Source organism: Flavobacterium sp., assembly GCF_965277525.1.
Lineage (GTDB): Bacteria > Bacteroidota > Bacteroidia > Flavobacteriales > Flavobacteriaceae > Flavobacterium.
This window is the reverse complement of sequence record NZ_CBDIDC010000011.1, coordinates 133,306-147,385: the sequence shown is the minus strand read 5'-3', so window position 1 is coordinate 147,385 and position 14,080 is coordinate 133,306. Positions and strand designations below refer to the sequence as shown.

6 protein-coding genes are annotated in these 14,080 nt (G+C 36.7%); all 6 read left to right on the top strand.

The window, feature by feature from the left end; translation table 11 throughout:
- The first annotated feature begins 264 nt into the window (after positions 1–264).
- Positions 265–4,356 (top strand): two-component regulator propeller domain-containing protein, encoded by a 4,092-nt coding sequence (locus ACQY44_RS21590; RefSeq protein ID WP_428232340.1) that lies wholly within the window; start codon positions 265–267, stop codon positions 4,354–4,356.
- 212 nt (positions 4,357–4,568) lie between these two features.
- Positions 4,569–7,571, top strand: coding sequence for a SusC/RagA family TonB-linked outer membrane protein (locus tag ACQY44_RS21585; RefSeq protein ID WP_428232339.1), 3,003 nt, complete (start codon positions 4,569–4,571; stop codon positions 7,569–7,571).
- 17 nt (positions 7,572–7,588) lie between these two features.
- The gene (locus ACQY44_RS21580; RefSeq protein WP_428232338.1) at positions 7,589–9,106 is read left to right on the top strand and encodes a RagB/SusD family nutrient uptake outer membrane protein; all 1,518 of its coding nucleotides are present in this window, start codon (positions 7,589–7,591) and stop codon (positions 9,104–9,106) included.
- 155 nt (positions 9,107–9,261) lie between these two features.
- Entirely contained in the window at positions 9,262–10,446 is a 1,185-nt protein-coding gene (locus ACQY44_RS21575; protein ID WP_428232337.1) for a glycoside hydrolase family 88 protein, read from the top strand.
- Between the two features lie 88 nt (positions 10,447–10,534).
- Positions 10,535–12,946: a glycoside hydrolase family 2 protein gene (locus ACQY44_RS21570; protein WP_428232336.1), complete on the top strand. Its 2,412-nt coding sequence runs from the start codon at positions 10,535–10,537 to the stop codon at positions 12,944–12,946.
- A 234-nt stretch (positions 12,947–13,180) separates the two neighbouring features.
- Positions 13,181–14,068, top strand: coding sequence for a T9SS type A sorting domain-containing protein (locus tag ACQY44_RS21565; RefSeq protein ID WP_428232335.1), 888 nt, complete (start codon positions 13,181–13,183; stop codon positions 14,066–14,068).
- The last annotated feature ends 12 nt before the right edge of the window (positions 14,069–14,080 follow it).

Below are 14,080 nucleotides of genomic sequence, written 5' to 3'. Positions count from 1 at the left end.
TCACTTCACATTAACTAACATAGTTTCGTTGTAAAATTAAGAGCCGATCTAAGCTATGTGTAAAAACTAGTTTTTTGATTCCCTTTTTTGATTAAAAAAAATCTATGTTTCTATGTGTTTAAAGAATAGCGACGAATTCACGATTTTTTTCTATTTATTATGCGCAATCATTCGTGAATTCGTGGGTAATTTTATTCATAAAGATTAATCATTTTAATATGTGAATCTGTGGCAAAAAACTTTACAATTATAATTTCAACCGCTATGAAATACAGAATAGCTCTTTTGGTTTTACTTTTTATTTCGGGAAATATATTCTCCCAAAATAAATACCGCCTAAAAAACATTTCGACTACTGACGGACTTTCGCAGAGTTCTGTCATTGCTATACATCAGGATAAATTTGGGCAAATGTGGTTTGGTACACGCGACGGACTGAATAAATACGACGGAAGTAAATTCACGATTTTCAGGAATGATGTCACTAACAAACATTCAATTAGCAACAATGATATTTTATCGATTGAAGAAGATAATACAGGAAAAATTTGGGTAGGAACCTACAACGGACTCAATTGTTATGATCCTGTCAGCAATACTTTTACACGATATTTACATACCAAAAACAATCATACCATAAGCAGCAACGCCATTTGGTCGATCAAAGAAATTGGCAACGAAATGTGGTTTGGAACTTCAAAAGGATTGACGATTTACAATAAAAAATCAAAACTCTTTACATCGGTTTTTCATTCGGATACAGATAACACAACGGTTCCGAGCAATAATATCATTACGATTTTAAAATCGAAAAAAGGAGCCATCTGGATTGGAACAACAAAAGGTTTATGTCAGCTTGTAAGCAGGAAAAACGGTACATTATCCTTTAAAAATTATCCGCTAAACAACATTGATCTTCTCAATGTACAAGCAATTACCGAAGATCTTTCGGGCAATTTATGGGTGGGAACGAAAAATAAAGGCCTTCTGAAATTGGATAAAACATCCAATACCTTTGTTTCTTTTTTATCTGATGAAAAGTACCGTGAAATCAATACAGACATTCGTTCTTTGGCAATTGATAATCAAGGATCTCTATGGATTGGCGCTTATGACGGAATCTATATTTTAGGAAAAGACAATAGCATTCAAAAAATAAACAACAGCAACAACAGCAACGGAATCGACAAAGTAAAATCTATTTTTATGGATCGCAAAGGTTCCGTCTGGATTGGCTGTTATTACAAAGGCGTTAATATTTGGGACATTTCGAATGTCAATTTCTCCAATTACAATCAGAATTCTAAAAAGATTCCGATGAGTTTTGATGTCGTGAGTTCTATACTTGCCGATAAAAACCAGAACATTTATTTTGGAACTGAAGGTGGCGGAATTACGATTTACAATAAAAAAACGGAAGCTACGAGTTATATCAACAGTCAAAGTGGCCAAACCGTTAAAAACGATATTAAATCGATGTGTCTTTCAGGAGATATTTTATGGATCGGAACTTTTTCGAAAGGATTGTCGGCTTACAATATCATTTCAAAAAGAATCGAAGACCATAGAATTGCAGCTGATCTGAATGCATTATTAAAGGAATCCGGCGTGTACTCGATCAAATCAGAAGGAAACGATATTCTCTGGATTGGTACTTTCGGAAAAGGTTTGATTCGGTACAATACAGTTTCTAAAACTTTTGAAACGATAGAAAATGACAATACGAAATCTGCTTACCTGACCAATACAATCGTTAGAACCATTTTAGTTGATCAGAAAAAAGGCATTTGGGCAGGTACGCAAAACGGACTCAATTATATTCCGCTAGACCATTTTGTTCCCAATCATTATGCGATTAAACATTACTTTTTCGATTCGGCCTCTTTATCCGGAGACGATATTCTGACCTTGTTTCAGGACAGCCAAAAGAAAATCTGGGTGGGAACAAAAGCAAAAGGTCTGCATTATTTTGATGGAAAAAAATTCAATAAAGTCAATTTAAAAGTTGGAAATACAGTCATTACTTCGATACATTCTATACTCGAAGACGATGATCAAAACTTATGGATCAGTACCAATCAGGGTATTATAAAATACAGTACAACCCTAAAAACAGTTGTGATTTACGATCAAAAAGACGGTTTGGCGAGTAATGAGTTTAACGATAATTCGGCTTTGAAACTCGCTTCCAATCAATTTTATTTCGGTAGTCCCTCCGGAGCCACTTATTTTGATGCCAAGAAAATCTCGCTGAATCGATATGCTCCACAAGTATTAATCACCAATCTTAAAATCAAAAATGAAACCGTTCATCCTAATGATTCCATTGGTATTTTACAGAAAAGCATTGGTTATACCCAAACTATTACACTCGATTATGACAAAGCCAATTTCTCTATAGATTTTGCAATCCCTAATTACATTCGGTCCAAAAACAATGAATACAGTTATCGTTTAACAGGATTAGAGAACAACTGGACCACCACCAAAAGTACTGAAGCCATTTTTGCCATCCAAAATCCCGGAACGTATACTTTTGAGGTTCGTGGTTCTAATAATGATGGTGTTTGGAATAAAGTTCCTACTACCCTTACTGTTATCGTAAAACCTGCTCCGTGGCGCAGTATATGGGCATTTTTATTGTACGGAATCGTTATTGGTCTGGGATTATACGGTTTAATCTGGATCATGAAATCAAAAGCCCGATTAAAACAAAAACTGGAATTAGAATACCTGGAAACCAAGCGTATTGAAGAAAACAATATTGCAAAACTGGATTTCTTTACCAATATTTCGCACGAATTCAGAACACCTTTAACCTTGATTCTTGGACCTTTACAGCAAATTCTGGCCAACTATAACGGAACAAACGAAATGTATAAAAAGTTATTGGTAATTGAAGGAAGCGCCAATCATCTTTTGAGTCTGATCAACCGTTTAATGGATTTCAGGAAACTCGAAAACCATCAGGTTACCTTAGAATCCGCTGAGGGAAATATCGTCAAATTTACTAAAGAAATCTTTCTGTCTTTTATCGAATATGCCAAAGACGGCGGTTACAACTATACTTTTGAATCCTCTGAAGAAGAAATTCCGGTGTATTTTGACCGCTATAAATTAGAGCGTGTTTTTTATAATTTAATTTCAAATGCTTTTCGATATACGCCAAAAGGCGGAAACATTCATCTTAAAATTTCGCATGACAATGAGACTCTTTTTATCGCTATAGAAGATTCAGGAGTGGGAATTGCACCGGAACATATTGACAAAATTTTTGATTTGTTTTTTGAAGTTCCAATGCACAACAACGTTCAGAAAAACTACAATAAAGGAACCGGAATCGGACTTTCGATCGTAAAAAACATTGTAAAACTCCACAAAGGAAATATTGAGGTAAAAAATAAAGAAACCCAGGGCGTTGTTTTTAAAGTCACGCTTCCGTTAGGCAGAGCCCATCTTATGGAGAATGAAATTATTACCGATTTCAAAATCAGTGATGATATCGATCAATATACCGCACAGTTGGAAACCACGGAAATAAAAGAACCGGATGACATTGATGATTTTGTTGTCAATGACGAAAAACAAACCATTCTGATTGTCGAAGATCATAAGGTTTTACGATCGTTCATGAAAAACTTACTCAAAGAAGATTATAATATTATTGAAGCCGAAAACGGAAAAATTGCATTCGAAAAAGCATTGCAGCATTTGCCTAATTTAATTATCAGCGATGTTATTATGCCCGAAATGGTAGGAACGGAACTTTGTGCTGCCATTAAAGAAAATTTAAAAACAAGTCATATTCCGGTTATTCTGCTAACGTCGAGAACTTCATTGGTCTACAAATTCGAAGGATTAGAAAGTGGTGCGGACGATTATATCAGTAAACCTTTCAACTTAATCGAATTTAAACTTCGCGTTAAAAACCTGCTGAAAACAACTGAACGTTTAAAAAATAAGTTCTCCAGCGAGGATAATTTTATTCCGTCAGAAATAACGGTTTCCTCCCTGGACGAAGAACTATTGAAAAAAGCATTCAAAATTGTAGAAGAAAATATTTCGAACGAACAATTCGATATTCCATTTTTCTGTACCGAATTGGGGGTGAGCCGTACCATGTTATTTTTAAAAATAAAAGCATGGACAAATTTTACGCCCAACGAATTCATTCACGAAATACGATTAAAACGTGCTGCTCAATTGTTAGAACAAAACAAACTTAACGTTTCTGAAATCAGTTATAAAGTAGGTTTCAACAATCCAAAATACTTCAGTAAATGTTTCCAGAAAAAGTACGGAGAGACACCTACTCAGTTTGCGGATAAATTTTTCAATTCTTCCGTCGTATTTTAGGGAATTCCTCGTTTAAAGGGTTAAAAAAAGGGTATCTGTATTTTTAGATACCCTTTTTTGTATTTCTATATCATTAGCCGCACATATATTTGCTCCTATGAAGATCAAGAAAACAAAATTCATTGTACTGCAAATTGTATTTGTTTTACTCATAATAGGAATGAGTTTATTGATTTTTTATTTTATCTAACAATAACCTAAAACCAAAATGAATGTTCACAAACCAAAATTTCAAATCGCTTAAATGGTATTTGCTGGTAGCTTTTTTACTGGTAAATAGCGTTATGAATGCACAGGAAAGAAAAGTCACCGGAAAAGTCACTTCCAGTGAAGATTTACTCGGACTTCCTGGTGCTAATGTGTATATCAAAGGAACCTCTGTTGGAGGATCTGCCGATATGGATGGAAACTACAGTGTCATCGTTTCAGAAAAAAACGCTGTCTTAGTTTTCAATTATGTAGGATATCAAACGGTCGAAGTTCCGCTGGGCAATAAAACAGTAGTCAATATCAGTTTAAAACCGGATACCAAAAATCTGGACGAAGTAATTGTGGTAGGTTACGGAACCCGTAAAAAGAGCGACATTACCGGATCAGTTTCTTCTGTTACGGCAAAAGAACTTACGGCTTACCCAACGCTAAATGCAGAACAGGCTTTACAAGGTCGTGCGGCAGGGGTTTCGGTACAATCCAATAATGGTGGTGAGCCGGGTGCTCCGGTAAAAATCAGGGTTCGTGGCGGAACCTCTATCAATGCGAGCGGTGATGCTCTTATCGTTGTTGACGGTTTTGCAGGAGTTTCAATGCCGGCCCCTCAGGATATTGCTTCTATTGAAGTACTTAAAGATGCATCGGTTACAGCCATATACGGATCAAGAGGTTCAAACGGGGTGATCATGGTGACCACCAAAAAAGGGAAACCAGGAAAACCGGTAATCGAATTCAGTAATTCTACCTCAGTACAATCTGTCAACAATAAATTAGATTTATTAGATGGGCCACAGTTTGTAGCATATCGAAAAAGTTTTACAAACCATACAGATGGTGGCGCTAATACAGACTGGCAGGATGTTATTTACCGCGAAGGAATGATTTCGAATACATCATTATCGTTCTCAGGAGGTTCTGATAAAATCAGGTATTATGTTTCAGGAAACTATTTCAATCAAAACGGAGTGGTAATAAATTCCGGAATCGATAAATATACGATTGTAAGTAACCTTGAAGCTGATTTAACAGACAAGTTTAAAGTTGGTCTGAATGTATTTCAAAGCAAACAAAACAAACAAGGAATCATTAGCCAGACCGGAGCCGGAGGAACAGGTGCTGCGGGTGTAATTGCGGCGGCATACCGATTTATGCCGGACAAAGGCATTTATAATGCTGACGGAACTTATACTACGACGGCGCCAATTGGCGACGATATTGATAATCCGTATGCAACAGCGATGGAAAATATTCTTGAAACGGTTTCAACCGTAAACAGAAGTAACTTTTTTGCTTCGTATCAAATTACAAAGGATTTAAACTTTAAAACCACTTTAGGTCTAACGGACAATAATTCTCAAACCGGAAGATACATTCCGTCGACTTTAATTGCCGGAAAAAACATCAAAGGAGAAGCTTCTATAAACAACACCAAATTTTCTTCTTTCCTTTCAGAGAATTATTTAACTTTTAAACGTGAGATTATAGAAAAAGGAATTTTGACTGTTCTTGGAGGTTACTCCTATCAAAAAAATAAAAATGACCGCGCTTACGCAGCTTCAAGAGGATTTTTAACAAATAGCAATTCTTACCATAATTTAGGTGCCGGAACAGTGTATTTAAAACCAGAATCTAGTTTGTCTGAAACGGAATTGATATCTGCTTTCGGAAGGTTGAATTTTGATTATGACGACAAATACTTATTTACGTTTACAGCGCGTCGTGACGGTTCTTCAAGTTTTAGTGAAAACTACAAATACGGAACCTTTCCTTCCGGGGCAGTTGGATGGAATATCAGTAAAGAAAACTTCTTAAAAGACAGCAAAACGGTTTCTAACCTGAAATTAAGAGCAAGTTACGGAGCAACCGGAAATCCCTCTATTGATGCCTACTCTACGCTTTCTAAATTCTCTGAAGTATATGATGTAAGTGGTGACGTAATTGTAAATGCCGTTCAGCTTACCGCCATAAATAACCCTAACTTAAAATGGGAAACCTCTTACCAGCAAGATTACGGAATTGATCTGGGTTTATTTGACAACAGAATCAATATTACAGCTGATTATTATAAAACCATTACCAAAGATTTATTGTTCAACAGACCTTTACCGGGAGTTTCAGGAATTGCTTCTCAGCTTCAAAATGTTGGAGAATTAGAAAACAAAGGCTGGGAATTGGGTATTAATACTAAAAACTTTATTGGTGCTGATTTTACCTGGTCAACAAATTTTAATATTTCTTCTAACAAGAATAAAATATTGAAATTGGCAGATAATAAAGATCTTTTGATCAACTCTACTCCCGGACATTTCCTTGCTACAGACTCTCAGATTTTAAGAGTTGGGCAACCGGTTGGTTCTTTCTTCGGTTTTGTGTATGATGGTGTAATTCAGCAAGGAGAAGCAGTTCTTCCGGGGAATTTTGAAACTATAGCGGGAGGAGAAAAATTCAAAGATGTAAATGGTGACGGAAAACTGGATTCTAATGACAAGACAATTATCGGAAACCCAAATCCTGATTTCATTTTTGGGTTTAATAATGATTTCACGTATAAAAACATTGACGTCAATATATTCTTTCAGGGTTCAGAGGGCAATCAAATTTTAAATTATACTTTGATGGAACTGGCTTCAGGAAACAACAACGCCACTACTGAAGTACTGGATGCCTGGACACCAACTCACACCGATACAAACGTGCCTATAAATGCTGCAAGAACCAAAAGAGTGACGTCAAGATTTGTTTACGATGCAAGTTACATCCGCTTAAAAAATGTTTCTATCGGCTATAGTTTAGACGATAAAGTAGTTTCAAAAATGGGATTGAGCAAAGTTCGTTTCTACATCAGTGCACAAAACTTATGGACAATTACCAACTATCCGGGTTCTGATCCTGAAGTAAATTACCTAAATGATACCAATTCCAGAAGTAATACCAATTTAGGACTGGATTACGGAAGTTATCCGAATGTAAGAACCTTCACTTTTGGTTTTAATTTAAAATTCTAGTTTAAAAAAATACTATTATGAAAAAATATATAGCTTTTCTTTTCTTGGGAATATTCGCTTTTGGATGTTCCGACTTAGAAGAACATCCCGTAGGAACTATACGTCCTGAGAACTTCTTCAATAATACAGACGATTTGCAGGCCGCTGTAAATGGAGCTTTTGCCAACATTGCCCATAACAATTACTGGGGAAGAGAATTTACCATTGCCCTGATGTTGCGCGATGACATGGCCGATATTGGCGACAGAACGACGCAGGCTGCCCGTATTGATGTAAACGACATGAGTATGAACGATACTAACGCACTTGTTGCTAACTTCTGGCCACAATCCTATATTATTATTGGCGCAGCAAATCAAGCGATTGCAGGAGCTAAAAAAACGCCCGGAGATCCTGCAAAAGTAAATGCCATTGTAGCTCAGGCGTATTTTGCAAGAGCATTTACCTACTATCATTTGGTACGTACTTTTGGAGATGTTCCGTATATTGATTTTCCTGTAAATGAAGTTTCTCAGGTGGATAAATTAACCCGAACAAAAGAGTCTGAAATTTATCCCAAAATCATAGCCGACTTAGAATTTGCAAAACAATGGCTGGAAGATAAACCAAAAGTAAAAGCAGTTCCGGGAAAAGGTACAGCCGCAGGCTATCTGGCATCTGTTTATCTGACTTTAGGAAACTATCAAAAAGCTTATGATGAAGCAAAATATGTGATTACAAATGAAGCAAAATTTGGTTTAGGTTTAGATGCCGATTTTCAGGATTTATTTAATGCCACAAAAGCAGCTGCTTTAAAAGAACCTTTATTTACCATTGACTTTAATAATTTAGTTTCAGGAAATTACGGTCAGGATTATACGGCATTTTTTACCGGTTCCCTCAAAGATGACAGTTATAGTTACGGACAAGGATTTTCTGTTGCTGTTCCGTCTCTTAAAGTATTCAACACTTGGGATAAAAGAGATTACAGAAGAGCAGTAAGTTTTGATACTATTATCAGAAAGAAAACAGGTCCCGGCGGCGCTCTACAAATTTTTCCTTCAAGTGATAACGAAAAAGCACCACGTCCGCATATTGCCAAATATTTTCGTTTTCCGGGAAAGGCAGGTGCTAACGGAAGAACTTCCCAACACAACTATATCACCATGCGTTTTGCCGAAGTATTGCTAACAGCCGCCGAAGCCTTAAACGAAATTACTCCGGGAACTACAGAAGCAGATGGTTATGTGAACCGGGTTCGTGCCAGAGCCCGAAATAAAGCTGGTAAACTGGTTTCGTTTCCTGCAAATGTCACACCGGGATTATCTCAGGCTGATTTTAGAAAAATGGTGATTGAGGAAAGAAGATTAGAACTGGCTTTTGAATACATCAGATGGTACGATATCAAAAGACTGAAAAACGGACCTGAAGTTTTTGGTCCTAATGGTTTGGAACCTCACTCTAATTTTAATCCGGAAAAAGATTATTTATTTCCATTACCGGGAACTGAGTTAGCGATCAATCCTAATTTAAAACCGAATAATCCTGGGTATTAAAATATCAGAATGAAATTAAAAATTTAGAATTAAAAATTAAAAATCTTTGAAATCGCAATTATTCCAATAACTATGTGTTTAATTTTTCATGCCCATTTTACACACATTTTTAATTTTTAATTCTCAATTTTTAATTATAAAAATAATTAATAAGTATGAATAAAGTTAGTAATTTCGCTTTAATTCTGGGGTTTGCATTGCTGGCAACAGCATGCAAATCCGGGATTAATTCTACCACAAAAAATACCGCTGCAGCAGCAGACAATCTTCTGGAAACCCGATACAAAATGTTACTCGCCTATCCGGTTGATTCGATGTCGCTGCCCAGAAGTATGAACATCAAAACAAATGAGATTAAAAAAGTTCCTTCTAGAGACTGGACAAGCGGATTCTTTGCCGGAAATCTTTGGCAATTGTACCGCTTAACAGGCAACTCTGAATATAAAAAGCAAGCCGAAAAATGGACGCCTTTTAGCAAAAAAGAAAGCGTAAACAGAAATTCTCATGACGTAGGTTTCAAAGTATATTGTGCTTATGGCGAAGCATTAAAAGTAGAAAACAAACAAGAATACAAAGACGTTATCATCAAAGGAGCTGAAACTTTATGCACTCGTTTTGACGCAAAAGTTGGTGCAATCCGTTCTTGGGATTTTAATAAGGAAATTTGGGATTATCCTGTAATTATCGATAACATGATGAATCTCGAATTGCTTTTTGAAGCCACAAAACTATCCGGTAATAAAAAGTATCAGGATATCGCGATTCAACACGCCAATACAACGCTTAAAAATCAATTTAGAGAAGATAATAGCTGCTACCACGTTATTGATTATAATCCTGCAACAGGAGCCGTTAGAAGGAAAACTACGCTTCAGGGATATAATGATGATTCGATTTGGGCACGCGGACAAGGATGGGCAGTTTACGGATTTACGATGTCGTACCGCTATACCAAAGATCCTGCTTACCTAAAACAAGCCGAAGCTACAGCACAATTTTTTATAAACAATAAAGATCTGCCTGAAGACGGCATTCCGTATTGGGATTTTAAAGATCCAAGTATTCCAAATTCAGCGCGTGATGTATCTGCCGCAACCGTTATGGCTTCTGCTTTGTATGAATTGTACGGTTACACTAAAAACAAAACGTATCGGGCTTATGCCGATAAAGTAATCGCGACTTTAGAATCGGGTAAATACATTTTAGATCCAAAAATAAATGCGCCTTTTATATTCGGTCACAGTACAGGAAACTGGCCAAAGCACGACGAAATCGACGAACCAATAATCTATGCCGACTATTATTTCCTGGAAGCTCTTTTAAGAAAAGTGGCAAAGTAACAAAGTAACAAAGCAACAAAGTTTTTTTGCCTTTGAACTTATGAACCTTGAAATCTTTGGGCCTTTGTACCTCTGAACCTATACACACATGAAGAATTATCAAAATAATACATTTTCTATTTTTGCACTTTTTGTTTTTTTTCAAATTTGTCTGAGCAGCAGTTTTGCTCAGACAAAAATGAATATCAATGACAATTGGCAGTATCTGGAAAATCATACTTCAAGTCTAAGCGAAGCACAAAAAGCCACAAATTGGACTACCCTAAATTTACCCCATACCTGGAACGCCGAAGATGCAACTGATCTCAATCCCGGTTACAGACGTGATGCCAGCTGGTATCAAAAAAAGCTGAACATTGCTTCTATCGATAAAAATCAGCGTTATTATTTGTATTTTGAAGGATCGAATGTAACCACAAAAGTATATGTAAACGGTAAAGAAGCCGGCGGACATATTGGCGGCTACATTGGTTTTACAATTGATATTACCAATTTTATTAAAGAAGGAAACAACGACATTTTTGTTCGTGTGGATAACAGTTATGATATTGAAATTATTCCGTCTCAAAAAAGCGATTTCTTTATTTATGGCGGAATAACCCGCGATGTATGGTTACTGTCTAAATACAAAAATCATATTGAGAACCTAAAAATTACCACTCCTGAAGTTTCGGCTAAAAAAGCTTCTTTACATATTGTGGCTTCAACCTTAAATCCTGATAATACTGCAGCTTTATCGTTAACGATAATCCTTAAAAATCCAAAAGGAAAAAAAATTGCCAGTAAAACGATTCCAGTTTCAGATAAAACAATCACGATCAAATTTGAAAACCTGAAAAATCCTGAATTATGGGATACTCAAAAACCAAATTTATATGAAGTTACCGTCTTTTTATCCGAGAAAAACCAGGTTAGAGACAGCTTAAACGAAAAAATAGGTTTCAGATGGTTTGAATTTAAAGATCATGGTCCGTTTTACTTAAACGGAAAACGATTATTGCTTCGTGGTACACATCGTCATGAAGAACAAGCGGGAGTTGGGGCTGCAATGAGCAATGCACAACATCGCGCGGATATGGAATCAATAAAAAAAATGGGCGCTAACTTTGTTCGTTTGGCGCATTATCCGCAAGATCCTGAAATCTACAAAGCCTGCGATGAACTGGGTTTATTGGTTTGGGATGAATTGCCTTGGTGCCGTGGCGGAATTGGTGATGAACTCTGGCAAACCAATACTAAAAATATGCTGGCCGAAATCATCAATCAAAACTACAATCATCCCAGTATCATTATCTGGTCATTGGGTAACGAAATGAATTGGCTGCCCGATTTTCCTGACGGAGATAATACTAAAAAAATGAATGTATTTCTGACGCAACTAAACGACATCGCCCACAAAATGGATCCAACGCGAAAAACGGCGATTAGAAAATATTATGAAGGTTCACAAATTGTCGATGTCTTCTCCCCTTCGATCTGGTCAGGCTGGTACTCCGGAAGTTATAAAAACTACCAAAAAGCAATTGACGTTTATAAAAAAGAATACAAACATTTTATTCATGCTGAATATGGAGGCGATAGTCATGTAGGGCGTCATAGCGAAAACCCAATTACGGGTGAAAACATTATAAAATCCGAAGGTTGGGAAGAAGCCATTGTACAAACCAAAGTGGCGAATATTGCGCAAATTGGCGATTGGAGCGAGAATTATATCGTTGATTTATTTGACTGGCATTTGCATATATCCGAGAATGATCCAACGTTTGTGGGTAATATTCAGTGGGCGTTTAAGGATTTTGCAACACCGTTACGACCTGAAGATGATATTCCGTACATGAATCAGAAAGGATTGGTAGATCGCAACGGAAACCCAAAAGATGCGTATTACGTTTTTAAAAGTTACTGGAGCGATGAACCTTTTACCTATATCGAATCGCATACCTGGACAGAACGCCAAGGTCCTGAAAATACGCCCAGAACGTTGAGTGTTTTTAGTAATTGCGAGAAAGTTACTTTATATCATCAAGGGAAATCGCTTGGAGAAAAACAACGAAATCTTTCGCTATATCCTGCAAATGGCTTAACTTGGGATGTGAATTTTGCAAAAGGAGAAAATATTCTAATTGCAATTGGAGAAACTAAAAACGGAAAAAGGGTTTCAGATACGATAAAAGTGAATTACCGTTTTAACAAAAATGACACGGCAACATCCTTGCAATTGTCATCAGAAAAACTAAAAAATGGAAATTATTTAGTAACCGCAATTGCAATTGATAATAATAACTTACGTTGTTTAGATTATGAGGAAAGTGTTTATTTTCAGTGTCTGAAAGGTGGAAAAACCATGAAAAGTCAGGGAACTCCAACCGGAAGTGAATCCATCAAAATGGCCAACGGGAAAGCTTCTATCGAAGTGGTTCCGGACGGATCAGGTGCTCCGATTGAAATGACGGCTTTGAACCAGAGTTTTAAAGGGGAGTATTTGAAGATTATAAATTGATGGTTGGACAACTTAACCGCAAAGTTTTTTGCCACTGATTAGGAAGATTAAAACGATTTAAGCAGATTTTTTATCATCCTAATTGAAATTTAGTTTGTCATTTCGAGCGAAGGGGGAAATCTTCACGAGAAGAAAGATTAGACTTTCGTTGCGGCGTTACTTACGGAGATTTCTCCTGCGTCGAAATGACATAAATGAGAATAAATCTGCCCGAAATAATAAAAATTATCAATTATGAAAAACACCATCTTCTACGGAATTACTTTATTGGCTAGTTTTACCTGCAAGGCACAAGTAACCTTAAATGCAGATGGCCCAGGCGGAGTGGGAACTTACGAATTAATATCGAGTGTTCTGACACCAACTGTAGCATTGGGTGCTGTAGAGGCTCCGGATGCTATTCATCCGGGTTTTGGACGACATATTACGGAGGTTTTTGATAATGATCTTAAAAAATTCGTTTTTGAATTTCATTTGCACGTGAGCAACACGCCTCCGGATAATGAGCCTGTAAAAGGCAAAACAGACCGGCAACGTGTCGAAATAAAATCGTATTCCCCTTCTCCCGATAATCTAAAGGGAACAACCGGCGAAACTGTGCAATACAAATGGCGTTTTAAAGTTCCGGCAGGATTTAAACCTACTTCAGGTTTTACCCATATCCATCAGGTTAAAGCAGTCGATGGTGACGATGATCATCCTCTATTTACTTTAACTCTAAGAAAGATGCCTAATGGCACAAACAAATTAGAACTCATTTATGTAAATGATGAAACTACAAAAATGACAAAATATCAAACTGCAGACATGTCCCTGTTTGAAGGAACTTGGGTTGAAGCTACAGAAACGATTAAGGTTGGCCTTCAGGGAACATACGCTTTAACAATAAAAAATGTAAGCGACGGAAGCGTATTAATGGATTACAACAATCCCAATATTCAAACCATTCGCGCTGCCTATACCTCAAAAACCGGAACCAATTATGCCGCTAATTCTTTCATAAGACCTAAATGGGGAATGTATCGAAGTTTGAAAGATATTGATGATATGAGAGATGAAGCGATGCGGTTTTCGGATTTTAGCATACAGGAATTAAATCCTTCCTCTAACAAAGACAAATAATTATCCCTACAT

Bases quoted from the DNA above. Each gene is read 5' to 3' on its own strand.
- ACQY44_RS21585 (WP_428232339.1), top strand. From the start codon at position 4,569: ATGTTCACAAACCAAAATTTCAAATCGCTTAAATGGTATTTGCTGGTA.
- ACQY44_RS21590 (WP_428232340.1), top strand. From the start codon at position 265: ATGAAATACAGAATAGCTCTTTTGGTTTTACTTTTTATTTCGGGAAAT.
- ACQY44_RS21570 (WP_428232336.1), top strand. From the start codon at position 10,535: ATGAAGAATTATCAAAATAATACATTTTCTATTTTTGCACTTTTTGTT.
- ACQY44_RS21575 (WP_428232337.1), top strand. From the start codon at position 9,262: ATGAATAAAGTTAGTAATTTCGCTTTAATTCTGGGGTTTGCATTGCTG.
- ACQY44_RS21580 (WP_428232338.1), top strand. From the start codon at position 7,589: ATGAAAAAATATATAGCTTTTCTTTTCTTGGGAATATTCGCTTTTGGA.
- ACQY44_RS21565 (WP_428232335.1), top strand. From the start codon at position 13,181: ATGAAAAACACCATCTTCTACGGAATTACTTTATTGGCTAGTTTTACC.